Origin of the sequence: Ectobacillus sp. JY-23 (assembly GCF_023022965.1) — a bacterium.
In the GTDB taxonomy this organism is placed as follows: domain Bacteria; phylum Bacillota; class Bacilli; order Bacillales; family Bacillaceae_G; genus Ectobacillus.
Genome location: NZ_CP095462.1, coordinates 1034615 through 1059330 on the forward strand (window position 1 = coordinate 1034615; position 24716 = coordinate 1059330).

Here is a 24716-nt window from a genome sequence, read left to right on the forward strand (position 1 = left end):
GTTTTCAAGCTTGGATACGGGCAATAACCTCATTTTTTCTAGGTGTCTTGATTATTATGATATCCACACTAATTATGCATTAATATATTGCACACCCTTCTCTTCACACCTTATAATGAACCTAGCAATCTAAAGGGGGCTATACAGTGCTGAACGGATGGTTTAGTTGGTTTATTGTTGGATGGACTGTGATTTTATTAGGACTTATGTCTATCGGCGGTTACTTCATGTTCCGGAAGTTTTTAAAGCGTTTACCAAAAGAAGACGGCATGTCGATTTTAGATTGGGAAGCGCATTATATCGATAAAACGCGCCACTTATGGAACGATGAACAAAAAGTACTTTTAGAGGAACTCGTAAGTCCTGTTCCTGAATTGTTCCGCGATGTGGCTCGTTCAAAAATTGCTGGAAAAATAGGTGAGCTTGCCTTGCAGGAAAAGGCGACCGCCATTACACAAGACTTAATTATTCGAGGGTATATTATCGCTACACCAAAGCGAGATCATAAATTCCTTATAAAGACCTTAGATAAGAAACAAATTGATTATTCACAACATACTTCATTGTTTACATAAAAAACCTCGGATATCCGAGGTTTTTTATGTAAGCTTCATATTTTTATCATAATAATCATCTTTCAAAGTAGCTGCCAATTTTTTATAAGAACGATACATTGCAATACGCCAAGAAACAATCATGGAAAAGGCGAGCAAAAAAAACATGCCACTTAATTCACCAAATGAGATGGTTTGACTCAGATATGTTTTAAATGCGATCCGCGCAATAAGAAGTCCTATCAGAATAAATACAAATGCCTTCGAGCGCTTCAAATAGATTTGTTGATCACGAACCTCAAACTTTGATGTTTTAATTAAGAAAACAGAGAAAATTAAGCCTACTACAACCGCTTCAAGTATTTCTGTTGATGTTAACCGGAACATTGGTACAACATACATCAATGCACCCGTGCTCATAAAAAAAGGTGGTAAAATAATTTTTTTAGGGGATACGGGCCTTGCAGACGCTTTCAAACGAATGAAAGTGGCAGCAATCATCATGAAAACAGCTGCAATGCTGGATATTAATATTAAGTTCATATCATCATTCCTTTATCTTGGAAGTATACCGTTATCTTTATTATATGATGTATTTATGGGCTTTTCCAATATTTCAGGATATGATTATTAAAATCCTGTAAACCCGCCAAACAGCTCCATGAAATAGATGGTAATCTTCGTCATTCCATCAAAATAAAGTAAAATCCCCATTGCGATCATAATATATCCGCCTACTTTTACAAAACGTGCACTATTCTTTTTAATCCAATTGAGCTTAGAGATAAAAAGTGACATTACAAAGAACGGTATTGCAAATCCTAAAATATAGGCTACCATATACCACATAGCCGACTCCGGATTGGTCGCTGCGAGTGCAATTACACCAGCTAAAATTGGGCCTGTACAAGGCGTCCAGCCTGCAGCAAAGGCTACGCCAATAATAATTGAACCAAAGTAGCCGGATGGCCTGCTTTTAAATGTAAACTTATGGTCACTCATTAGAAATTTTGGTGTCCAAACCCCTATAATCATCAATCCGAATACCACAATGAAAATAGCACCTAACTGACGAATGAGGTTTTGATAGTTATTAAATAGTTCTCCAATAAATGTTGTTCCAAAACCAATTGCAACAAACACAATGGAAAAGCCAATTAGGAAAAATAAAGTATGAAACATGCTTCTTTTTTGCAACATACCTTGTTCTTCTCTTAGCTCAGAAACCGACATTCCCGTTATGTATGATAAAAAAGCCGGATACAACGGCAAGCAGCATGGGGAGATGAATGACAGAAACCCTGCTCCAAACGCCAAAAATAAATTAATATCTTGCATACAACCTCTCCTCTCTATTTTTATTGTAGCAAATTTTATCATTCAATATGAATGATATTATATATGGACAATTTGTGTCCGTCTTGCCAACAATTTTACTATTGTAGGATGAGCCCTTTTTTACAGGACTACCTGCAATTTAACATACGATGCATATTGTAAATTGTACAGTTGATTTTCCCATCAGCTTTTACTCTAACACACATTTTGAAGGAGGCACACAACATGGGTCATCATGATCGCGTAGGTGGAGACAGAGATCACGGAGGTTTTTACGGTGGTTTCGCATTACTAGTAGTATTATTTATCCTTTTAATCATCATCGGCTGCAGCTGGGGTTGCGGCGGCTACGGTGGCGGCTACGGCGGCGGCTACGGTTACTGCTAACACAAACTATGAAAGGAGCCTTGTGACAAGGCTCCTTTCTACAATTTACGCAAGCTGATTTTTGTAATGTTATGATTTTCACCTTTATATAAAATGGACTGGGCACGACTTCTCGTTGGTAAAATATTCTCATGTAGATTTTTGGCATTGATTTCTCTCCAAATACGCTGTGCCAGTTGTGAAGTGTCTTCTTTTGATAGATTCACATAACGATGAAAATAAGAGTTTGAATTTTGAAAGGCTGTTTTTTGCAACATAAAAAAACGTTCAATATACCATCTTTCAATATTCTGTTCACATGCATCTACGTAAATAGAGAAGTCAAAAAAATCACTGACAAAAACTTGATGAGACGGACTAACTTGTAAAACATTAATTCCTTCTACAATCAAAATATCCGGTCGATCAACCAGCTGTCCATCTCCAGGTAAAATATCATACTCCAAATGCGAATACACCGGTGCTACCGCTTTTTCCCCGTTCTTTATCGCACTGATAAAATCAATGAGATTTTTTGTATCATAGCTTTCAGGAAAGCCTTTTTTATTCATGATTTGTCTTTCTTCTAAAATGTGGTTTGGATAAAGAAAGCCATCTGTGGTTACCAAATCAACTCTGGGATGACTCTCAAAGCGAGCTAACAACTTCTGTAGCAAACGCGCTGTTGTACTTTTCCCTACAGCTACGCTACCGGCAATTCCAATGATATATGGTACCTTCTTTGTTCGATTCTCCAAAAACGTGGACACATTGCGGTGCAGCTGCTGAGACGCTTCTACATACAAGTTCAGTAAACGTGTTAAGGGGAGATACACGTCGGTAACTTCCTCCATGGAAAGGCTTTCATTTAGTCCCTGTAGTTCCATTAGTTCGCGTTCCGTCAACTCACATGGCGCCTGCTGCAATTGAGACCATTGCTCGCGACTAAATTCTATATACGATGTATTACCATGCATGACGTGTGCCACCTTTACTCTTAATTTAGGCTATTCATTTATGTACAGTTTAAATTATATAAGAAACATTGCCCATATGTATATTGAAAGATTTCTTCTTATACTCGTACTCTGATAAAGACCATTCAAATGCAACAGAGTACGAGCATATTCTTTTTCCTCACTTTACTTACAATGCTTTTTCCAAATTCCCTTTATTCTGAAGCAAATACATGCTGTAATAGCGACCCTTTAAGGTTAAAAGTTCTTGATGTGTTCCTTGCTCTACAATTCGGCCATTGTGCATAACAAAAATTTTATCCGCATCTTGAATAGTTGACAGACGATGAGCAATTGCAATGGTTGTACGCCCCTCTCTCATTCGGCGAAGCGCTGTTTGAATATATTCTTCTGTTTCAGTATCAATGTTGGCCGTTGCTTCATCGAGTACTAAAATTTTTGGATTAGTCGCAATGGTACGCGCAAATGTGATGAGCTGACGTTGTCCACTTGAAAAGGCAGCTCCCCGTTCTACAACTTCCGTATCATAGCCATTCTCTAATGTACTAATAAAAGGATCTGCCTGTACAAATTGTGCTGCCTCCACCACCTCTTCATCCGTAATACGTTCGTTATACATCCGAATATTTTGCCTTACTGTACCAGCAAACAAAAATGCATCCTGTAATACCAGCCCGATATGCTGCCGGACTTCTTCTTCTTTAAAACTTGTTAAATCTGCACCATCAATTTTAATACAGCCTTGCTGGATATTATAAAAGCGCATTAGCAAATTCATAATGGTGCTTTTTCCGCTTCCTGTGTGACCAACAAACGCTACGGTCTCCCCTGGCTTTACCTCAAACGAAACATCATGCAGTACGTTGCGTTTTCCATCATAAGAAAACGTAACATGTTCAAATAAAATATGGCCTTCTGTAATAAGAGGATCTCCCTGCCCTTTTTGTACTGGTGCAGCATCCCTTTCGTCCATGAGCTCAAAAACACGCGATGAAGAAACAAGGGCTTGCTGAAATAAAGAAAGCTTCATCATCATTTCATTAATCGGATCAAAGAATCGATTAATATAATTGACAAATGCATACAACACCCCAACTTCTACAGGACTCTTTATTGCATCTACACCGAATAAGGCTAAAATTGTGATAACAGCAAACACACGTACCAAATCGGTCGCAGGGCGTAGAAATAGCGCATCAAATTTTAAGTTTTTTCGTGAAGCCGCGTAATGAAGACCGTTAACTGCTTCAAACTCCTTACGTAAACGACGCTCTTGACGGAAAACTTGGATAATCCCCATTCCTTGTATAGACTCGTTTAACTTTGCATTCAATTGGCTCACTTGATTACGAATCTCCGCATAAAAGACAGAGCTTTTTCTTCTGTATGCTATCATAATAGAAATGATGACCGGCAAGAGCAGCAGGCAAAATGCCGCCATTTTTGGGTTCAGTAAGAACATTGCCGTTAAAATACCGATTAAAAATACAATATTTTTGACGAACGTAGAAAGAACGCTTACAAAGAAATCTTTAATGGCCTCTGTATCATTTGTAACACGCGACACAATCGTACCAATAGGTGTACGGTCGAAAAAACCTAATGCAAGTCTTTGTACGTGTCCATACACTTGCATACGAATATCCTGTACAATCTTAAAGGCGATATTTTGAAAATATAATAAGTTTAAGTAGGTTAAACATACTTTAATCAGGTGCAGCACAAAATATACGATAAACAATGTAAGCAATGCTTTCTTTTCAAAGCTGCCCGGTACTAAATGTTCGTCAATAAAGATTTTAATCAGAAACGGTCCTGTCATTTCCGCAGCTGTCGCTCCAATTAAAAACAAAAATGCAAGTGCAAGTGTTTTTTTGTATGGTTTCATATAGCCAAGCAATCGTTTTAAATCACTCATGACGCCTCTCCTTCCACAAGAGATTCTAGCTGTTGCTTTTCATACATCTCTTTATACCATCCATCCTCTTGCATGAGTTCCTCATGCACACCGCGTTGTACAATACGTCCTTTTTCCATTACAATGATATGATCAGCATGCTGAATAGCACTTAAGCGATGAGCGGTAATAATCGTTGTTTTATTGCGGCGTTCTTCTTTTAGCCCAGTTAATATTTGCTCTTCTGTTTTTGCATCAACTGCTGATAAGCAGTCATCTAAAATTAAAATTTCGGCATTAGTCAATAAGGCGCGCGCAATTGAAATACGTTGTTTTTGTCCTCCAGATAAAGAGACCCCCCGCTCTCCAACCACTGTTTCATATCCATCAGGAAACGTTAAAATATCGTTATGTATGCATGCAATTGTCGCAGCATGAGCAATTTCTTTATGAGTTGCCTCAGGCTTACCAAAAGCAATATTATCACTAAGTGTAGCTGAAAACAAAAAATGATCCTGCGGTACATAAGAAATTGCGGACCTCAGACCATGTAAAGAAAAGTCCCTAATATCTTGACCAGCAATCATAATACTTCCTTCTATATGGTCATATTCACGAATTAAACACTTAAGTAAGGTTGTTTTTCCAGAACCTGTGCGCCCCACAATTCCTAATGTCTGCCCCTTCGGCAGTACAATGCGGATATCTTGTAAATCCGTTACATCTTGTTGCCGATACGAAAATCGTTCAATATGGTACTCTATCTCACCACTAGGAACTGTATCAAGACTCCCGTCTATAATAGAAGGTTTTTCAGCCAACAGTCGGCTTACGCGATCATAGGACGCGCGCCCCCTCTCAACGATATTAAACAACCATCCAAATGCGAGCATCGGCCAAATTAATGTTCCTAAATACGTTGTAAATGTCACAAGTTGCCCTACTGTCAGCTCTTTATCGACAACAAGAACCGAGCCGTATCCAACCGCAATCATAAACGAAAAACCTACTATTAAAGAAATTGTCGGATCAAACAGAGAATCAATTCGTGCAACTAGCACATTTTTTTGTACCACATCCTCAGATTGTTCACGAAACGACTCAAGATCTTCCTTCTCCTGTCCTAAAGAACGGATTACTTTCATGCCGCTCATGCTTTCTTGTACTTTATCATTGATTTCTGAAAAGGCTTGTTGCGCTTTATGAAATCGCTTATGCAGCAATGTGCCATAATAATTCGTACTTAGTACAAGAAAAGGCATAGGCAACAGACTAAAAAGCGTTAACTTCCAACTAATCGTTGCCGCCATCGTGATTAAAACCGCTCCCCCTACAGCTAGTGAATCGACAAGTGTTAAAACCCCGGCTCCCGCTGTCTGCTGAACGGCTTGAATATCATTTGTGGCATGCGCCATTAAGTCTCCTGTACGATATTTCTGATAAAATGCAGGACTCATGCTTGTAAAGTGTTCATACAAGCGTGTACGAAGCTGCCTTGCTAGCTTTAAAGAAGATCCAAATATCATAATGCGCCATAAATAGCGTAAGCCGTACATGGTCAATCCTGCGATTGTTAAAATCAAACACCACTTCAATAAGCTTTCCTTTGTGATCGTATTTGTCCCAACTTCATCAATTACAATTCCAATTACTTTCGGAGGTACAAGCTCTAAAATAGCAACAGCTAATAATAAAAGAATACCAGTAATGTACGAACGTTTTTCTTGTTTAAAAAACCATGCTAAATCTAAAAAAATTTTCATGTATATCCCTCCAGTCTTACAGACGATGATTTCAGTGTAACAAAATTTCATAATTTTTAAAACATTTATTGTAAATAGTACAAGCGATATATTCAATTTCTCATGGCATACAAAGACAACAAAGCCCTTTACCTTGTAAAATAGCAGTCCTGTCCGGGTAGCAAAGGAGGAAATTATTACCTCTTAAACCACAAAGAAACAAGGCTGTTTTCGCAAACTTTGTTGCTATGTAACAAATAGTGGGGAGTGGTTGCTTTCCACTCGGGGTTGCTCGCTTTCCGCGTGGCGTACGGTGAGCCTCCTCGGCTTACAGTCTCATCTGACCCGCTGCTCCCGCAGGAGTCTCGCACCTTCCACTCCAACCAACCTGAAACAAAGAAACCTATCTAAAAACAACAATCTTTTAGAAAAGAGCCAAAAACAAAAAGCACTCGAGATTCGAGTGCTTTGTCTTATTTCATTTGTTTGTTCATCGCCTGAAGCATTTGATTGATTTTTTTCTGCGATGGTTTTTGACCCATTTGCATCATCATCATTTTCAACATTTGTTCATTAATTGGCGGGTTTTTCTTTAAATAATCCATCATATATCGACGAGCGATAAAAAATCCTAGTGCTACACCTGCAATTAAAGCAAGCACACCTACTAGAACACCTACCCAAACTGGCATACCTTTTTCCTCCTTCATGTTGTCTACATTACAGTGTACTAAAACCTTATCAATAAGACAAGGAGGTATTCGACATTTTTTTACTTACACGAACTTCCTTTCTTGCTTAATCGGATTTAACCAACCATAACGGCGTTCATGGTAGTTCATAGCTAAAAATGTAGCTTCATTTTTTCGCAGCACCTCGAAAAATATCGTTTCCCATTCTCCGCTTCCTTGTGAATGGATCTCAACATGGCGATGATATAAACGCAAGGTGCAACTTTCCTCTTGCTCACCATATAACAGATGACATTCTTCTTCTTTTTTATAAGCTACACTGCTTTGCAGAGCTTGTTCTATTCTATGATGAAGCTTTATTGTTTTAATCGGTTTTGTAACAAATTGAATTTGTTTATATAGTACTTTTTTCTCTGTTAAAGAATTGGCATTGCTAAATCGGGAAAATAAGTCAAACAATAAAAATTCACGCCCAAAATACGTTTTGGCAATGTCATCTTGGATTAGGTACAGATGATATGTTTTCACATGTCTCCCCCTCTGGACAACCTATTTTCTCTTCATTATAAAAGATAAATAAGAAGAGGATTGTCTGAAGGTGGAGCAAGAAATAACTTTTTCTGTCGAAAATCAAAATTATGCATAGAAAAAGTTTACATTTAACCTATAACCTACACTCTTGTATGTTGAAACGCCCTTGTTAAAACTCATGTGTTTATCACGTACATCAAACTTTAGTACAGCTTTTGAAAAGAGACTCCCCTGTTGGAGAGTCTCTTTTCATTATAGTAAGGCCTTCGCTTTTTTCACTACATTTTCTACTGTAAAGCCGTACTCTTGCATAATTTTTTCACCTGGTGCAGACGCGCCAAACGTATCAATGCCGATTACATCTCCGTCTAGACCAACATAACGATGCCAACCGAAAGTCGAACCCATTTCAATTGCAAGTCGTTTTGTTACTGCTTTTGGTAAAACAGCTTCTTTATATTCAGCAGATTGTGCTTCAAAGCGGTCGAAGGAAGGCATGCTGATAACCGCTGCGTCCACGCCTTCTGCAGCTAAAGCTTCCTGAGCCTTTACAGCTAGGTTCACTTCAGAGCCAGATGCCAAAAGCAATACATCTGCTGTTTCTTTTTTGCTTGGTGATAGAACGTATGCACCTTTTTCCACTTTGGCATACGTATCTGTTAATGCGCCTTCTAATGTCGCTAACGCTTGACGTGTTAATACAAGCGCTGTTGGCTTATTAGACTCTAATGCTAACTTCCATGCGGCTGTAGATTCATTACCGTCTGCAGGACGAATTACAGACATGCCTGGCATTGCACGAAGCGATGCTAATTGCTCTACTGGTTCGTGAGTTGGACCATCTTCTCCTACTGCGATGCTGTCATGTGTAAATACATACGTTACAGGAAGCTGCATAAGTGCCGCCAGACGAATTGCAGGGCGCAGGTAATCAGAGAATACGAAGAATGTACCTCCGTAAGTTTTTAAACCTCCATGAAGCGCAATACCGTTCATTGCAGCACCCATCGCAAATTCACGCACACCATACCAGATGTTCTTGCCGCTGTAATCATCGCGTGTAAAGTCTTTTTCTTTCTTCATGTACGTATTGTTGGAACCTGCAAGGTCTGCAGAACCACCAAAGAAGAATGGTACGCTTTCAGCGATGGCTTGAATTGCATCTCCGGAAGAAGCGCGTGTGGCAATGGATTTACCCATTTCATATTTAGGCAGATTTGCATCCCAGCCCTCAGGAAGCTTACCTTCAATCGCCATTTTTAATTCTTTTGCAAGCTCTGGGTAGCTTTGCTCATATGCTGCGAATGTTGCTTTCCACTCGCTTTCTTTCTTTTTACCCGCTTCTTTAACCGTTTGGTTGAAGTGGGCATATACTTCTTCAGGTACATGGAAATCTTGCTCAAATGTCCACTGATAAGCTTCTTTAGTCAATTTAATTTCTTCTGCGCCAAGCGGTGAACCATGAGAAGCAGACTTCCCGGATTTATTAGGTGAACCATGGCCAATCACAGTTTTAACCTCAATTAATGTTGGGCGTTTTTCATCAGATTTTGCTTCTTCCAACGCTTTTGTAAGCGTATCAACATCTGTTCCATCTTCTACACGAATAACTTGCCAGCCATATGCTTTATAACGATCTTCTACACTTTCAGAGAAAGAGCGATGCAAGTCGCCATCCAGGGAAATATCATTGGAATCGTATAAAACAACAAGTCGGCCAAGCTGTAAGTGTGCAGCTAAAGAAGAAGCTTCTGCTGATACACCTTCCATCAAGTCGCCGTCTCCGCAGATAACATATGTATAATGATCTACAACGTTAAAATTATCGCGGTTGTATTTGGCAGCCAAGTGACGCTCCGCCATTGCCATACCTACAGCTGTCGCAATACCTTGTCCAAGTGGGCCCGTTGTTGCATCTACTCCTGGTGTGTGGCCAAACTCAGGATGTCCTGGCGTTTTGCTACCCCATTGACGGAAGTTTTTCAAATCATCCATGCTCATATCATAGCCGCACAGATGTAATAAGCTGTATAACAGCATAGAGCCATGACCTGCAGATAATACAAAACGATCGCGGTTAAACCAAGTTGGATTTTCCGGATTATGATTCATAAATTTCGTCCATAATGTATAGGCCATCGGCGCAGCACCCATAGGCATGCCCGGATGTCCGGAATTTGCTTTTTCAATTGCATCAATAGATAGTGTACGAATTGTGTTAATCGAAAGCTGTTCGATTGAATGTGACATAACACTCATTCCCTTCATTCAATTTGCCAAGCGGCACATTATATATGATAGCTTGCCACATCGTATTATACAACATGTATGCAGAAATATGTGCTTTTTTGCTCATAATCACAAGAGTGAACAAATAACACCTAATAAAATAAAGCTTTTGCTCAAATTCGTTGTTGTTTTTGATTACGGAGATTCGCTTTCCACAAGCGCTCAGAGAGTCCCCTCACTGCTATGTGCCTCCGGTCTCCCCTTTAAATCACTAGTCTCAACACCCTCATTTCAATCATCAAGTGCCGACTACTAATGTAACGTCAAGCTCAAACACAGTCAAAAATAAAAATACCTACGCTGTCGCGTAGGTACTCTATTCTTAACTCACCTTACTCTCCAACAGGTCCGTAGCTTGTCGTTCTGTCAGCCCTTTAATTAAAGCAAGTTCACTAACAAAAATTTTACGAGCCGTGTCTAATAACTGCTTTTCGCTTGCATTAAGCGGCTTTCCTTTATGCTGCCGCATTAAATCGCGCACAACTTCGGCTCCTTCGTATATCGCACCTGTTTTAATTTTTTCCATGTTCATGCGGTGTCTTTGTTTCCATGGTACCGATTGATCAGACTCACCATGCTCAAATTGAAACAATACATCTTCAAGCGTACCACCGTCCACTACATATCTTACCGCAGAAGCTTTCCCGGTTGGGATCATAATTTGCATATCATTAATCGGCATGTGGATAATATAATATGTTCTGGTTTCACCTAAAATTTCCTTTTCTTCAATCGCCTCGACAACGCCGGCACCATGCATAGGGTAGACGATCTTATCACCTATTTGAAACAAATGAATCACCTCCATAATACTACTATAATCAGTATAACAGAGTTTCAACAAATAGTAAAATATATCATATTAACATTTACTTTTTATCGTTGTCAATATATTATCGTATCTTTTTCAGAAATATTTCTTTTTAAAAACAAACAAAAAAAAAGCAGCCTAAGCCGCTTTTATTAATTCACTAAACCGTTGCCTTCCGCTTTTAACAGCTTGAGCTTTTCCGGTGTAACGTCGTTTCCTTTTTCATCTACAATTTTCATAGATTTTAAATGAGTGAGCATATCGCCCCGAAACGCTTTTAGGTATTCCTGACGAAGCGCATGACGTTCTTGCTGCTCCTCTTCAGTCAGCCCTTGCGCCTTAGCCTTTCGAGCCAGTTCATTAATGCGATTTAGTTTTTCAGCTGGTAACATGGGCATTCTCCTTTCCTCATGATATACATCATACAACAGTTATTTTACAATATCAAGCTGTTCGCGTTCGTATTCCTGGTAACGTCTGTGAACAGTCGCTTTTGATACATCATACCCAAAACCGCGAAGTGTGGCTGCAATTTCAGCAAAGGTTAACTCATTTTTACGTAAACGAACAATTTCTTCAATCGGCACTTCTTTCTTTTCACGTCCGCTATTAATATGTTGATTTTTCAAGTTGCGCTCGGGGCGAAAACCATTTTGCACAGCTCGCTGCATACCGCGCTTAATCTTCATATTATGTATTTTGCGCTGATACTCTTCCACAATCGCAATGATATCAAGGACCATAGAATCTGCATCAGACAATTGTAATTCCCCATTATGAGAACGTGTATATACACGCACACCTTCTTTTTGTAAACAACGCATAAGGGCAATTTTCGCATTTCCTCTACCAAGGCGCGTCTCGTCTTGAATTAAAACTACATCCGCTCCCTCTTTTACCGCATCGAGCATATCTACAATACCTTCACGCTCAATCTCATATCCACTCGCTTGCTCTTCAATTACCTTTACGACCTGCATACCGTAGTTTGCTGCCATTTGTAACAATTCATCACGCTGTCTAGTGAGCGATGTTTCCTGCACATCTTTTTTCGTGCTCACCCTGGCATAAATAACTGCTTTCATTGTACTCCTCCGCAATCTGAACCTTGCCTGCAGAACATGTAAAAGACCTTCTTAAGCAGGAAGGGATCATCATTTTATGTAAGTCTCTATATTATAGCACAAAAAGACATACATTCGAACTTATGTTTGTGTATCAAAGTATGCTATGATATACTATTTATAATAATTTTTTACAAAACGAGGTGATATGCTATGGAAAAATTGTCAAAACGACAGCTGGACATCTTTAATTTTATTAAACAAAAGGTGCAAGAAAAAGGCTATCCACCTTCCGTACGAGAAATCGGCCAAGCAGTAGGTCTCGCTTCCAGCTCTACTGTACATGGTCACCTTGCTCGTTTAGAAGAGAAAGGTTATATTCGCCGAGATCCGACAAAGCCACGTGCGATCGAAATTTTAGAGGAAGACAATATAGCATCTTTTCCAGTCGTACATGTCCCAATTGTCGGTAAAGTAACAGCCGGCTCACCGATTACCGCTGTTGAAAATATTGAAGACCATTTCCCGCTCCCTGCCAACTTCGTTTCAAGTTCCGATCATGTATTCATGTTAACAGTACAAGGTGACAGCATGATTGAAGCAGGCATTCTTGACGGTGATTTGGTTGTAGTTCGTCAACAACAATCTGCAAATAATGGTGAAATTGTCGTTGCTTTAACAGAAGACAACGAAGCAACTGTGAAGCGCTTCTATAAAGAAAAAGATTATTTCCGCTTACAACCGGAAAATGCTACACTATCGCCTATCTTCTTAAAGCAGGTTTCCATTGTCGGAAAAGTAGTCGGTGTATACCGCAACATTCACTAAGAGCCCATGCCGGCTCTTTTTTATCATTTCAACCGAAAAGCCCCCATCTCAAAAGCAGGGAGCCTTCCATTTACACACTACGATGTTGAAACAAGTACAGCTCTTTCGCAATTTTACGCAGATGCTCAGGAATTTCAGTATGCTGTCGGCAATTATGGCAGTATTCCTCTGTCACTGCACTGTTTCTCCAACTATTTCGAAGTGCATATTTCGTAATACGTTTTGGAGTGCCACACGTATCACATAATGCTAAATAGACCATCTTTCGCTGCATCTTCATCAACTCCCCGTTATTGTTATTTATATGTACGGAAAACATTGCAAACGTATTCATGAATTAGTAGAAATAGTTGTGTTACACGCGTAATTGCTTGGGTATTTATACTCTACTCATGATTACATATGGAATATTACTGAATTAGAGAAAGCCTTGGTATGATTGATACCAAAGCTTTCTCTTCTTATATAAATACTTATATACTGATCGCATTAACTTGGCACTAAATTCACGGACAGAAAATAACCGATTTTTCCAACCGATGACACTTGGATAGATGGCATTTTCAGCTAGATTATTACTAATTTTAATGTATTAATCTTTTAACAATAGTCATAGACTGTGTTTATATTATAGTGCTTATTTTCTTTTAATAAATTAGATTTAATTGTTACTTTTTATATAGGTATTTAATAACTTTTCTTTCATGGCAAAATTAGAACAAGCTTGAAAAGGATCTTGCGCATCTTTTTCACTCCCCAAGAAAAAATCACTGTAAGTCAATTTGACTGTTTTACCACTTGTATCCTCCAAGATTATTCCAGAATTTCCTGGGTTATGAATATTTTTTTCTCCCAGTTCCTTAACACGCGCTCCGTTTTCGTTTACATAATAATATTTTACATCGTGCCATCCAGAACCACTCTTTCTTGCCCAACCAAAGGTTTCATTAGATGATGTTTTCAAAACACCATCTTTTGGTATTTGGTATGTAATCACTTTATTTTTAATCTTTAGAGGCAACGCATCTTTGATATCATAAAGTACGAATACACATCCAGTATGCCCTTCAGGAATTAAATATACTTCATCTGTTCCAGGTTTTGTTATATATCGAACCCATAATCCAAACATTAGGACCAATAGACCTATAATAGTTAGTACAGTAATAGCAAGTTTTTTACTCAATTTCCTCCTCCTTAATCAGTTCAGTCTGTCAATTTACAGCCCACCTATGAGAAAATCCTGCAAATTCAGCGTTAGGCATGAAAGGGAATAAGTGATAAAAACTCGCAACCTTTGATTCATGTAGTATCTCATAAATTGCTGAATCATTTTCAAGTATCTTAGCAAATTCATGGTTAGGTGTTTGATCGTGACCCCAGAAACAAAACTACTACCATTTCTACAAAAGGATTAGCATACTCAGGGAGTGGAATTTGTTCTTGTTGCCCCTTAGGTTTTATTTCAGCAAATGTTTCAGCAGGTAACTGTTTAGCACTTTTAATATCATAATAAATATTTGCCGCAAGATAACCATCAAGTGATTTAGTAGACGAAGATATTTTGCTACTAGTATGAATATACTCAGTACCAGCTATTGTTGCTACTGGAACGCCGTTTCTATAACCTTAATATACACATTATCGCTAGGCACATCCCCCTATGTTACCTTAGTATAAGCTCCAGATTGAACAGAATTGATAAAGCACCTGTCAGTGGGCAATCCATACAGATTATAATAAAACAGATTATGCCCACATCAAGAAAAAAGCCTCAACACTAGTAGTGTCAAGGCTTTCTCCGCTTAATAAATGCTCATATACTGATCGCGTTCCCAAGGGTGAACTTGTGTGCGGAACATATCCCATTCAATCTCTTTTGCTTCGATAAAGTGCTCTAGCAAATGCTCACCAAGCGCGTTGCAGATAACTTCATCTGTTTTTAAGTTCTCAAGCGCTTGTGCAAGTGTAGCCGGAAGGTCTACGATACCCGCTTTTTCGCGCTCAGCACGCGTCATCACGTAGATGTTTCGATCTACTGGTGCTGGTGCTGCAAGTTTGTTTTTGACACCGTCAAGACCTGCCGCAAGAAGAACGGAAAGCGCCAAATATGGATTCGCTGCCGGGTCTACACTGCGCACTTCTACACGTGTACTAAGACCGCGCGATGCTGGAATGCGAATAAGCGGGCTACGGTTGCGAGCGGACCACGCCACGTAGCAAGGTGCTTCATATCCAGGTACAAGACGCTTGTAAGAGTTTACTGTCGGGTTTGTAACCGCAGTGAAGTTTGGTGCGTGCTTTAAGATACCCGCAATGAAATGACGTGCTGTTTCACTTAGCTGTAGATCACCATTTTCATCATAAAATGCGTTTTCTTTGCCACGGAACAGAGACAGGTTACAGTGCATACCAGATCCGTTTACACCAAACAATGGTTTTGGCATAAATGTTGCATGCAAGCCATGCTTACGCGCAATTGTTTTTACAACCAGTTTAAATGTTTGAATATCATCACATGCTTTTAATGCGCCTGCATATTTAAAGTCGATCTCGTGTTGTCCCGGCGCTACTTCATGATGAGATGCTTCAATCTCAAAGCCCATCTCCTCTAGCTCAAGCACAATATCGCGGCGACAGTTTTCACCTAAGTCCGTAGGTGCTAAATCAAAGTAACCACCATTGTCGTTTAGTTCAAGCGTCGGATTTCCTTTTTCATCTACCTTAAACAAGAAAAACTCTGGTTCTGGTCCTAAGTTAAAATCCGTGAAACCAAGATCTTCCATTTCTTTTAAAACACGTTTTAGGTTATTGCGCGGATCCCCTGCGAAAGGCGTGCCATCTGGATTGTAAATATCACAAATTAAGCGAGCTACTTTCCCCTTCTCGGAAGTCCAGGGAAACACAACCCATGTATCTAAATCAGGGAAGAGATACATATCAGATTCCTCAATACGAACAAAGCCCTCAATAGAAGAACCGTCGAACATCATTTTATTCTCCAATGCTTTTTCAAGCTGGCTTACAGGAATTTCTACGTTTTTAATAATTCCTAAAAGGTCGGTAAATTGCAAACGAATGTACTTAACGTTCTCTTCTTGCGCAAAACGAAAAATGTCTTCTTTTGTAAACTTTGCCATTTTCTGATTCCCCCTGATTAACATTTTATATGGAAAACATGTAAAACCAATATCAGTGAAAAAATCGGGACATATCGCCCTGTCGAAGCGAAGTGCGATTAAAACGACCCGCTTGATGCAGTTCGTCGCGAAGCAGCTTGCGGAGCTCTGCGTCGGAAATTTGTTTTGACTCCTCAGACACTGGAGGCGGCTGCACCTGACCTGTGGCTTTTAACTCCAATACTTGCTTAATACCAGCCAAGTTTAAGCCTTGATCAAGCAAATCTTTAATTTCAAGCAATTTATCGACATCATTGAAAGAATAATGCCTGCGGTTGCCTTCTGTTCGTACCGGTGTGATGAGACCGTGCTCTTCATAGTAGCGAATTTGGCGAGCAGATAGCTGCGTTAGGTTCATAACAATACCGATTGGAAACAGCGGAGTAGAGCGTCGATCGTGATTGCTCACTTCAATTCCTCCTTCTCCTTAACATGCCTTTATTTTATATTATGGTATGTATAGTGTCAACAAATGTTAGCTTTTATGACATTTATTTTTAACCGTTTCCACGCCAAATGAGATGACCTTTTTATCCTATGTGTACACCTTATTTATATGCCCAAGCCCTGCTCTTTTTACAGAAACTTTATAAAGAAAGTAGCCCCTTTTCGAGTAACGAATCGATGGCAGAACAAATTGCAATTTTAACATGTGAATAAGTGAGGCCACCTTGTACATAAGCAACATACGGCGGACGAATGGGACCGTCTGCGGATAATTCAATGCTAGCGCCTTGAATGAATGTACCAGCTGCCATGATGACATCATCTTCATAACCGGGCATATAATTCGGATACGGCGTAAAATGCGAGTTAATTGGAGATGCATATTGAATGGCCTGACAAAAGGCAATCATGCGCTCACGGTCATCAAATTGCACGGATTGAATTAAATCTGTTCGCGGCATATCCCATCTAGGGGATGTGTTCATACCAAGCTTTTCTAAAAAGGCTGCCGTGAAAATAGCTCCTTTTATGGCTTGTGCTGTTACGTAGGGGGCCAAGAAAAAGCCTTGATACATTTCCTGTAAGCTGTATAAAGACGCCCCAGCCTCCGCTCCGATACCAGGTGAAGTGAGGCGATACGCACACGCCTCTACGTATTGCTTTTTGCCGACAATATAGCCACCGGTTTTGACAATGCCGCCACCAGGATTTTTAATAAGTGAACCCGCAATTAAATCTGCTCCCACATGACAAGGCTCCAACTCCTCTGCAAATTCACCGTAACAATTATCTACAAACACTACAACATCCGGCTTAACTTCTTTTACAAATCGAATCATTTCCGCAATTTCGGCCACAGTAAACGACGGTCTTGTTGCATAACCTTTGGAACGCTGAATGCCAATCATCTTCGTTTGCGGGCTAATAGCTTCTTTAACACGTTCCCAATCCACCCCGCCATTGAGCAAATCAACAGTGCGATAGCCAATGTTATACTCTCTAAATGAGCCGATGCCTTTGCCGCGAATACCTACGATTTCTTCCAGCGTATCATACGGTTTACCTGTAATATAAACAAGTTCGTCACCAGGGCGCAACACACCAAAGAGCGCCGTAGAAATGGCATGTGTACCGGATATGATTTGCGGACGTACCAGCCCTGCTTCTCCACCGAATACATCAGCATATACTTTTTCAAGTGTATCTCTGCCAATATCGTCATAGCCATATCCTGTTGTTGGAATAAAATGAGAGTCACTGATTTTATGCTTGCGAAAGCTTTCTAAAACGCGGAATTGATTACTTTCCGCAATATCATCTACTCGTTTATGAGCAGCGGCAATCATTGCCTCAGTCTCTTGTACAAGCGGGGCCAACTGTTCCCCATGCTTTAATCTGTTAAACATCAAATTTCTCTTCTCCTTTTCGTGCTGTATATCTGTTTATTTGTCCGTTGAGCGGAGAATTCGCAAACACGTATCCTACACATACGTACAGATGTGTATCTTCACAAAACGTCATTTCTTCTAAGATGGTTTCCGTCCGCAAAAGTGTAAGTAAGCGTCCTTCTTTAGCTGGAACTTGAATATGATAAGGATTCATTAACTTTTTCATCTCAGCTTCAATGCAATTTCTGAGCATTTGTAAATCTTCTGTATTAAACGCACTAACATGAACGTGCTCACCATGGGGAGACGGAATAAAAGACGGTCCTGTTCTATCTTTTTTATTATATAGGGTAAGAGCAGGGATTTGCTCTGCCTCCATTTCACGCAGCAGAGTCTTTACTGTCTTTTCATGTCCTGCATAGTTCGCGTCAGATGAATCTACCACATGTAAAATAAAATCTGCCTCGTTTACCTCTTCTAGTGTAGAGCGAAACGCGGCAATTAATGCTGTAGGCAAATCCTGAATAAATCCAACTGTGTCTGTTAATAAAACAGTATAGCCGCATGGTAGCTGCATTTTACGCGTCGTTGGGTCGAGCGTTGCAAACAACAAATTTTCTTCAAACGTATCTGCCATTGTCAAACGATTGAAGAGTGTCGACTTACCAGCATTTGTGTAGCCCACCAACGAAATTTGAAAGGTGCTGTTTTGTTTCCGGCGCTCACGATAGCGCTTGCGGTGCTCCACAATGACCGCCAGCTGTCCTGTAATTTCATCGATGCGACTACGGATATGACGACGGTCTGTTTCAAGCTTTGTTTCACCCGGACCACGCGTACCAATACCTCCACCAAGGCGGGATAACCCTTCTCCCTGTCCTACAAGGCGAGGCAAGGCGTATTTTAGCTGTGCTAGCTCTACCTGTAGCTTACCTTCGCGCGATTTCGCACGCTGCGCAAAAATATCTAAAATTAGTTGTGTGCGATCAATAACACGCGCTTCCAGCTCATTTGACAAGTTGCGAATCTGACTCGGTGTTAATTCGTTATTAAAAATAACAACATCTGGCTCTGTTTCTTTGACAAGCGCAGCCAATTCCTCTAGTTTTCCTTTTCCGATATAGGTAGCAGGATGAAATCTCGTCCGCTTTTGTGTTGTTGCTAAAATCACTTCTGCTTGCGCAGTTTTTGTAAGTGATGCTAACTCTTCCATTGAATATGTAAATCGGTCATCTGAATCTGTTGGTAGCTGACAGCCCACTAAAATTGCTTTTTCTTTCTCCAAATATTTTCACATCTTTCTTTTCGAAACTTCAACCTTCTACTATAATAGCAGAGGAAGCATTTTTCTTCTACATACAATCCTTATAAGCCTTATCATATGATTGATGTGGAAGCTTATCATTCATCGGGAGAGATTGCAGCATGACATGGGAGTTATTTAGCATTATTGGTACGATTGCCTTCGCTGTAAGCGGTGCTATTGTTGCCATGGAAGAAGAGTACGATATTTTTGGCGTTTACATTCTGGGAATGGCTACAGCGTTTGGCGGCGGTGCCTTGCGCAACTTACTTATAGGATATCCGGTTGAAGCATTTTGGAAACAAGATGTATTGTTTCAAATCGCTCTTTTATCAATGACAATTATCTTTTTATTTCCACATAAACTAATGAAACATTGGAAGAGATGGGAAAACATCACGGATGCAATCGGTCTTTCCGCCTTTTCTATTCAAGGTGCTTTATATGCTCAAAAGTTAAACTTACCACTAAGCGCCACGATTGTCGCAGCCGTTTTAACAGGAACGGGCGGCGGTGTCATCCGAGATGTGCTGGCAAAAAGAAAGCCTCTCGTACTGCGTGCGGAAGTATACGCATTCTGGACGATTTTAGCTGGGTTTGCTGTTGGAACAAATCTTGTCGCAGCACCAATTCATATGTATCTACTGTTTATCGTCATTGTCGTATGTCGTATGTTATCTATTTATTACAACTGGCATTTACCTATTAAATCCTTGACAAATTCATCAAAGTCTATTGACAGCTGAAAACGCCACATACGGCGTTTTTTTATATGTAGAAAAGCCATACTATACAAAAGGGGGTGTAACATATGACCAATCACGTAAACAAAGGCAAGCAAAAAAGCTCAGTAGATCACTCAGGGCAAACACCGGAATCTGCGTACGGAAAAAGCAAAAAAATGGAGAAGCATCATCAGCTTCACATACAACGAGCAAAAGAAAAGGAGTGAAAAACATGGCAAAAGGTAATAACCAACGGAATCGCGGACAAGCGGCAAACAGTGTAAATCCACAGGGTATAACACCAGGAGAAGGTAACTACAGTCCAAAAAGCCAGCTTGAAAATCGCGCCAAAACAAGCAACACAAGGATATAAACGGTAGGCACGGAACGAATTGTTTCGTGCCTTACATTACTTTTTTTACTGCTTGTACAATTGCATGTACATAAGCATCATAGGCCTGCATACTCATTTGTAATAATTTGCGCTGCGCTTTGGTCAACTCGAGCTGCAAACCTCTCCCCTTTTTACTGCGGTTCACAATATTTTTAGGACTATCACCGTTGATTTCATGGGGCGCTTCCTTTACTAAAAAGCCCGCATCTAACAAGTTTGCTGTGGCCACTTGTTTCAACTCTTCATCATTTCCTCCTATATAGGTCACAGCTGTGTCACCATAGGCTCCATGTACCGAAACTACATATGATGATGTTTGTACAAGCGCTACCGCTCTTGGTTCATCAAATCGAGCTGATGTAATATGAAGTTTGGGGTTGTTTTTTAACCCTTGAAATGTATAAAAGCTCGCATGTAAAGCCTCTGCAATATCACTGGCTAACTCTGAAGTTCCCGGCTCAATTGTTCCACCGTGAATAGCAAGCACCGTTATTTCAGTATTTCTGCTTACACATAAGATTTGATAATCTATATGCTCCACCTCGGACTGCGCCAGCTTTGCAAAATTTTCGTACGTATGCATCGCACACCTCCCCTTTATAGTATGCGAAAAAACCGCCTAACTTATAAAATAGGCGGCTCTTCATCACATTCTAAATCACTTCCTGAAATTGTAAGCAAATCAAATTTATCGTAAGAATCCTGCGACAGCAATCTCATTGCTTGTGATCGCACAGATTTCTCAACGATATTCCGTACATAGCGCCCGTTGCTAAAGGAGGTAATGCCTGAAGAGTACTTGACCGCATTTAAATGGTCGCGCAGCTTCCATTCCGCTTCTCTTGAGAGTTGATACTCACGTTCTTCATACATGCGTCTTCCAATTTCAATCAGTTGATTGACCGTATAATCCGGAAACTCAACAATAAAAGGAAAACGGGATTGCAGACCTGGATTTAAAGATAGGAAATGATTCATCTCTCTAGAATATCCAGCCAATATTAAAACAAAATCGTGTTGCTTATCTTCCATATGCTTTACCAAAGTGTCGATCGCTTCTTTTCCAAAATCTTTTTCTCCACCCCTAGCCAACGAATAGGCTTCATCCACGAATAAAATGCCACCCATTGCCTTTTTTATCAGATCACGAGTTTTTTGAGCTGTATGACCAATGTATTCTCCCACCAAATCTGCACGTTCCGCCTCAATTAAATGCCCTTTAGATAATACATTCATTTGAAATAATAATTTGCCGATAATACGTGCAACAGTCGTCTTTCCTGTACCAGGATTTCCTTTAAATAGCATGTGGAGAACCTGCTTTTCCGCTTTCAAGCCCATTTCTTGCCTTTTTTTATTCACATAGATCCAAGCATATATTTCTTTAATAATCTTTTTCAAGTCCTCCATACCGACCAAGCGCCCCATTTCCTCCTCTACTTGTCTGAGCATGTCATGCTTGGTAGCCACGTTTTCCGTTAATACTTTCTGTGGTGGAAGAGGAACGCTTTCTTTTTTTCTATGATTTAATACAATGTTAATTTGATTTTTATTATTTTTGCGTATGGACTGGTCCATAAGCCACCTCCAATTAGCAGAACACATACGTGTATGCATTGATGAGTTGTGCTCAGTGCGGACATTCTTACCCAATGAATACACACTTACCACCATTTTCTGTTATAATTTATGAAAATGAATGGGTGGTGAATGTATGCAAGTCAAAAAAGATGAAGATACAAGCTTACACGAATCTGTACGGGAATTCGCCGCATATTTAACCAGCAAGGGAAGAAAACAATCAACTATAAAACGCTATATATATGATTTGGAAGATTTTATTCATTGGACTCGCAAGCAACTGGATATTTCTTCTACTAGTATATGGTCTACATTAACCACAAAAGACTATGAAAATTACTTTTCTGACTTAAAAGCTACTCGTCACTATTCTGAAAAAACAATGCATCGCATTTTTATTGTTTTAAACAGAATGTACCGCTTTTTACAGCTCGATAATCCCACTTTAGTCAATCCAGTCAAGCATATGGATTTCATCATTCAACCTGACCGCGCTTTACGGGACGAAGATTTTATTTCCGAACAAGAAGAATTTCGTCTAAAGAACATCATCATGTCGTTAGAAGGTTTATCTGATAAACAGTTACCAGTACGTCCCCTTTTGATGGATCGCAATTTTTGCATTGTCATGCTGCTAGTGGATTATGGTTTATCCTTACAAGAACTTGTTTCATTGAACATGCATCACATCCACTTTGAAAACAACTCCATCACTATTCCACCAGTTTCAGGAATTGCTCGTACTATTTGTCTAACATTAGAGGATAAACAAAGATTATATAGTTACTATAAAATAATTCCAGAAGCTGTTAGGCCGAAATACCATACAAACGATCCTGTATTTGTCGCATTTGATTTCAATCGAAACACATATCGGTGGGTGTATGATAACGATGCGCCAAAGAGTTTGACGGAAATAGCTGTACAAAAAATGATTCGGCAAGAGGTAGCGAGGGCTGGACTGCGAAAAGGTATATCCGCTCAACATTTGCGCAACACATATATTCTGCGTCTCATTCAGGAAAAGGTAAGCGAATCAGAAATCGTAAAACAAATGGGATTTAAAACAAAGCTCTCATTAAAGCGCTACTACGACTATATGAGGAATAAAGAATAAAAAAAAACCTCTTTACAGAGGTTTTTTACTATTCTAATTCAATACTTACATTTTTTTGTGGAACGAATGTGGAGATGGCGTGTTTATAAATAAGCTGTTGCTTGCCATCAGTTTCCAAAAGAACTGTAAAATTATCAAAACCTTTAATAAGTCCTCTTAATTGAAAACCGTTTAGCAAATACAGCGTCACGTATGTATTATCCTTGCGAAGTTGGTTTAAAAATTGATCTTGAATATTAATTGACTGCTTCATGTAAAATCCTCCTCTTTTTCTCTATTTACCTCTATTCTACTAAAGTTTCAGCAATCCTTCCACTTTATGTGAAATTTCTTGTATTTTCGGCTCTTCTGTCACGTCAAACCACATAACGTGTTCTTTGTTACGGAACCATGTAAGTTGCCGCTTTGCATATCTTCTTGAATTGGTTTTTAACACATTCACCGCCTCTTTTAAGCTTATTCTATTTTCTAAATAAGCATACAGCTCTTTGTAGCCAATTGCTTGAATAGACTGACAGTCTCGAATTCCTGTTTCATACAAATGACTTACTTCCTCTAAAAGCCCTTGCTTCATCATCATATCCACACGCATATCAATACGCTTATACAATTTCTCCCGCTCCATCATAAGGCCAATGAAAAGTGCATCATATAACAGCTCGTGAGCCTGTGCTTCTAAGGACTCGCTCATTGTCCTTCCAGTTGTTTCAAAGATTTCAAGAGCTCGGATTACACGTCTTATATTATTGGGATGGATGCGAGACGCACTCTCTGGGTCCACCTGCTTTAATCTTTCAAATAAAGCATTGCCGCCTTCACTGGCCACAAATGCCTCCATTTTTTCACGATACTCTTGATTGCCCCGATTTTCAGTAAATTGATAATCATATAGGGCTGCTTGTATGTATAATCCTGTCCCACCAACAATAATCGGTAATTTACCTCGTCCTGCAATATCGGCAATATGCTCTCTCACCAACGTCTGAAACTCCGCTACTGAAAAAGATTCCTGAGGTTCCTTTATATCAAGCATATAATGCGGGATGCCTTCTTGTTCCTCTTTGGTTACTTTTGCTGTACCAATATCCATCCCCTTATACACTTGCATAGAATCGCCACTGATGATCTCACCATTAAACATTTTAGCAAGCTCAATACTCAGTTTTGTTTTGCCCACTGCTGTTGGCCCCACAATAACAATAACTTTTTGTTTTGCTGCTGCACTCATCAATTTCACTCTCTTTGTATAAAATTATCCATTTAGACAGTATATCCAGCTTTATTAGAAGTCAACCATTATGGTAATTGAAATTTCAAAACAACTTGTGCACATCTAGTAATATAGATGAATACATTCTACATTTTAATATAAGCTATGTAGGTCTTTACCACTCCTACAAACAGCTGATTCTTGTCTCCTATCTAAAAAGAATATGATTTTTACATGCCACAAAAATTGTAGCTTATTTAACATAGTTTGTCTATATGATGCA

The 24716-nt window shown here is 39.6% G+C and carries 28 protein-coding genes; 7 read left to right on the forward strand and 21 right to left on the reverse strand.

Annotated features, from left to right (window positions below):
• Positions 1-146: 146 nt before the first annotated feature.
• Positions 147-575, forward strand: a complete 429-nt coding sequence (locus MUG87_RS05405; RefSeq protein ID WP_247086276.1) for a DUF2621 domain-containing protein — start codon at positions 147-149, stop codon at positions 573-575.
• 24 nt (positions 576-599) lie between these two features.
• On the opposite strand, the gene MUG87_RS05410 is transcribed toward MUG87_RS05405, so the two are convergent.
• Positions 600-1097 carry a CcdC family protein gene (locus tag MUG87_RS05410; protein ID WP_247086278.1) on the reverse strand — a complete coding sequence of 166 codons (498 nt, stop codon included), beginning with the start codon at positions 1095-1097 and terminating at the stop codon, positions 600-602.
• A gap of 87 nt (positions 1098-1184) precedes the next feature.
• Positions 1185-1892 (reverse strand): cytochrome c biogenesis CcdA family protein, encoded by a 708-nt coding sequence (locus MUG87_RS05415; RefSeq protein ID WP_247086280.1) that lies wholly within the window; start codon positions 1890-1892, stop codon positions 1185-1187.
• 225 nt (positions 1893-2117) lie between these two features.
• Here MUG87_RS05415 and MUG87_RS05420 point away from each other — a divergent pair, with 225 nt between their 5' ends.
• Positions 2118-2279: a YjcZ family sporulation protein gene (locus tag MUG87_RS05420; RefSeq protein WP_247086282.1), complete on the forward strand. Its 162-nt coding sequence runs from the start codon at positions 2118-2120 to the stop codon at positions 2277-2279.
• Between the two features lie 38 nt (positions 2280-2317).
• Here MUG87_RS05420 and coaA read toward each other — a convergent pair whose 3' ends face one another.
• The 9 genes from coaA to MUG87_RS05465 all read right to left on the reverse strand — a co-directional run bounded on the left by coaA (position 2318) and on the right by MUG87_RS05465 (position 12282).
• On the reverse strand, positions 2318-3235 hold the full coding sequence (gene coaA, locus MUG87_RS05425) for a type I pantothenate kinase (RefSeq protein ID WP_247086285.1): 918 nt from the start codon (positions 3233-3235) through the stop codon (positions 2318-2320).
• A gap of 169 nt (positions 3236-3404) precedes the next feature.
• Entirely contained in the window at positions 3405-5153 is a 1749-nt protein-coding gene (locus MUG87_RS05430) for an ABC transporter ATP-binding protein (RefSeq protein WP_247086287.1), read from the reverse strand.
• Positions 5150-6895 carry an ABC transporter transmembrane domain-containing protein gene (locus tag MUG87_RS05435; RefSeq protein WP_247086289.1) on the reverse strand — a complete coding sequence of 582 codons (1746 nt, stop codon included), beginning with the start codon at positions 6893-6895 and terminating at the stop codon, positions 5150-5152. Before MUG87_RS05435 ends, MUG87_RS05430 begins: the two co-directional genes overlap by 4 nt.
• Positions 6896-7347: 452 nt before the next feature.
• The gene (locus MUG87_RS05440; RefSeq protein WP_028399092.1) at positions 7348-7566 is read right to left on the reverse strand and encodes a YneF family protein; all 219 of its coding nucleotides are present in this window, start codon (positions 7564-7566) and stop codon (positions 7348-7350) included.
• A gap of 84 nt (positions 7567-7650) precedes the next feature.
• Entirely contained in the window at positions 7651-8094 is a 444-nt protein-coding gene (sirA, locus tag MUG87_RS05445; protein ID WP_247086291.1) for a sporulation inhibitor of replication protein SirA, read from the reverse strand.
• 255 nt (positions 8095-8349) lie between these two features.
• Positions 8350-10347, reverse strand: a complete 1998-nt coding sequence (gene tkt, locus MUG87_RS05450) for a transketolase (protein WP_247086292.1) — start codon at positions 10345-10347, stop codon at positions 8350-8352.
• Positions 10348-10708: 361 nt separating this feature from the next.
• Positions 10709-11179: a CarD family transcriptional regulator gene (locus MUG87_RS05455; protein ID WP_247086294.1), complete on the reverse strand. Its 471-nt coding sequence runs from the start codon at positions 11177-11179 to the stop codon at positions 10709-10711.
• A 170-nt stretch (positions 11180-11349) separates the two neighbouring features.
• Positions 11350-11589: a DUF896 domain-containing protein gene (locus tag MUG87_RS05460; protein WP_247086296.1), complete on the reverse strand. Its 240-nt coding sequence runs from the start codon at positions 11587-11589 to the stop codon at positions 11350-11352.
• 39 nt (positions 11590-11628) lie between these two features.
• Positions 11629-12282: a YneB family resolvase-like protein gene (locus MUG87_RS05465; RefSeq protein ID WP_247086298.1), complete on the reverse strand. Its 654-nt coding sequence runs from the start codon at positions 12280-12282 to the stop codon at positions 11629-11631.
• Positions 12283-12474: 192 nt separating this feature from the next.
• Between MUG87_RS05465 and lexA the strand changes: the two genes are divergently transcribed.
• Entirely contained in the window at positions 12475-13089 is a 615-nt protein-coding gene (lexA, locus tag MUG87_RS05470) for a transcriptional repressor LexA (RefSeq protein WP_247086300.1), read from the forward strand.
• 70 nt (positions 13090-13159) lie between these two features.
• Here the strand turns inward: lexA and MUG87_RS05475 are convergent, their stop codons facing one another.
• The 6 genes from MUG87_RS05475 to hflX all read right to left on the reverse strand — a co-directional run bounded on the left by MUG87_RS05475 (position 13160) and on the right by hflX (position 19388).
• On the reverse strand, positions 13160-13363 hold the full coding sequence (locus MUG87_RS05475; protein ID WP_247086303.1) for a hypothetical protein: 204 nt from the start codon (positions 13361-13363) through the stop codon (positions 13160-13162).
• A 387-nt stretch (positions 13364-13750) separates the two neighbouring features.
• The gene (locus MUG87_RS05480; protein WP_247086305.1) at positions 13751-14275 is read right to left on the reverse strand and encodes a DUF6843 domain-containing protein; all 525 of its coding nucleotides are present in this window, start codon (positions 14273-14275) and stop codon (positions 13751-13753) included.
• A 619-nt stretch (positions 14276-14894) separates the two neighbouring features.
• Positions 14895-16229: a type I glutamate--ammonia ligase gene (gene glnA, locus MUG87_RS05485; protein WP_124563730.1), complete on the reverse strand. Its 1335-nt coding sequence runs from the start codon at positions 16227-16229 to the stop codon at positions 14895-14897.
• A gap of 52 nt (positions 16230-16281) precedes the next feature.
• Entirely contained in the window at positions 16282-16626 is a 345-nt protein-coding gene (locus MUG87_RS05490) for a MerR family transcriptional regulator (protein WP_247087519.1), read from the reverse strand.
• Between the two features lie 229 nt (positions 16627-16855).
• Positions 16856-18121 carry a methionine gamma-lyase family protein gene (locus tag MUG87_RS05495; protein WP_247087521.1) on the reverse strand — a complete coding sequence of 422 codons (1266 nt, stop codon included), beginning with the start codon at positions 18119-18121 and terminating at the stop codon, positions 16856-16858.
• A complete protein-coding gene (gene hflX, locus MUG87_RS05500) occupies positions 18114-19388 on the reverse strand; it encodes a GTPase HflX (protein ID WP_247086307.1) in 1275 nt (424 codons plus the stop codon). Before hflX ends, MUG87_RS05495 begins: the two co-directional genes overlap by 8 nt.
• A gap of 140 nt (positions 19389-19528) precedes the next feature.
• On the opposite strand from hflX, the gene MUG87_RS05505 reads away from it, so the two are divergent.
• From MUG87_RS05505 to MUG87_RS05515, 3 genes are all read left to right on the forward strand, one after another.
• On the forward strand, positions 19529-20152 hold the full coding sequence (locus tag MUG87_RS05505; protein ID WP_247086309.1) for a trimeric intracellular cation channel family protein: 624 nt from the start codon (positions 19529-19531) through the stop codon (positions 20150-20152).
• A 65-nt stretch (positions 20153-20217) separates the two neighbouring features.
• Positions 20218-20358, forward strand: a complete 141-nt coding sequence (locus MUG87_RS05510) for a hypothetical protein (RefSeq protein WP_247086311.1) — start codon at positions 20218-20220, stop codon at positions 20356-20358.
• Positions 20359-20363: 5 nt separating this feature from the next.
• Positions 20364-20504, forward strand: coding sequence for a hypothetical protein (locus tag MUG87_RS05515; protein WP_247086313.1), 141 nt, complete (start codon positions 20364-20366; stop codon positions 20502-20504).
• Positions 20505-20535: 31 nt separating this feature from the next.
• On the opposite strand, the gene MUG87_RS05520 is transcribed toward MUG87_RS05515, so the two are convergent.
• Complete coding sequence (locus MUG87_RS05520; protein WP_247086316.1) at positions 20536-21108, reverse strand: poly-gamma-glutamate hydrolase family protein; 573 nt, start codon at positions 21106-21108, stop codon at positions 20536-20538.
• 41 nt (positions 21109-21149) lie between these two features.
• Positions 21150-22103, reverse strand: a complete 954-nt coding sequence (gene spoVK, locus MUG87_RS05525) for a stage V sporulation protein K (protein WP_247086318.1) — start codon at positions 22101-22103, stop codon at positions 21150-21152.
• A 136-nt stretch (positions 22104-22239) separates the two neighbouring features.
• Between spoVK and MUG87_RS05530 the strand changes: the two genes are divergently transcribed.
• Entirely contained in the window at positions 22240-23223 is a 984-nt protein-coding gene (locus tag MUG87_RS05530) for a tyrosine-type recombinase/integrase (RefSeq protein ID WP_247086320.1), read from the forward strand.
• A gap of 28 nt (positions 23224-23251) precedes the next feature.
• On the opposite strand, the gene hfq is transcribed toward MUG87_RS05530, so the two are convergent.
• Positions 23252-23476, reverse strand: coding sequence for an RNA chaperone Hfq (hfq, locus tag MUG87_RS05535; protein ID WP_028399070.1), 225 nt, complete (start codon positions 23474-23476; stop codon positions 23252-23254).
• Positions 23477-23515: 39 nt separating this feature from the next.
• A complete protein-coding gene (gene miaA, locus MUG87_RS05540; protein ID WP_247086322.1) occupies positions 23516-24451 on the reverse strand; it encodes a tRNA (adenosine(37)-N6)-dimethylallyltransferase MiaA in 936 nt (311 codons plus the stop codon).
• Positions 24452-24716: the final 265 nt, after the last annotated feature.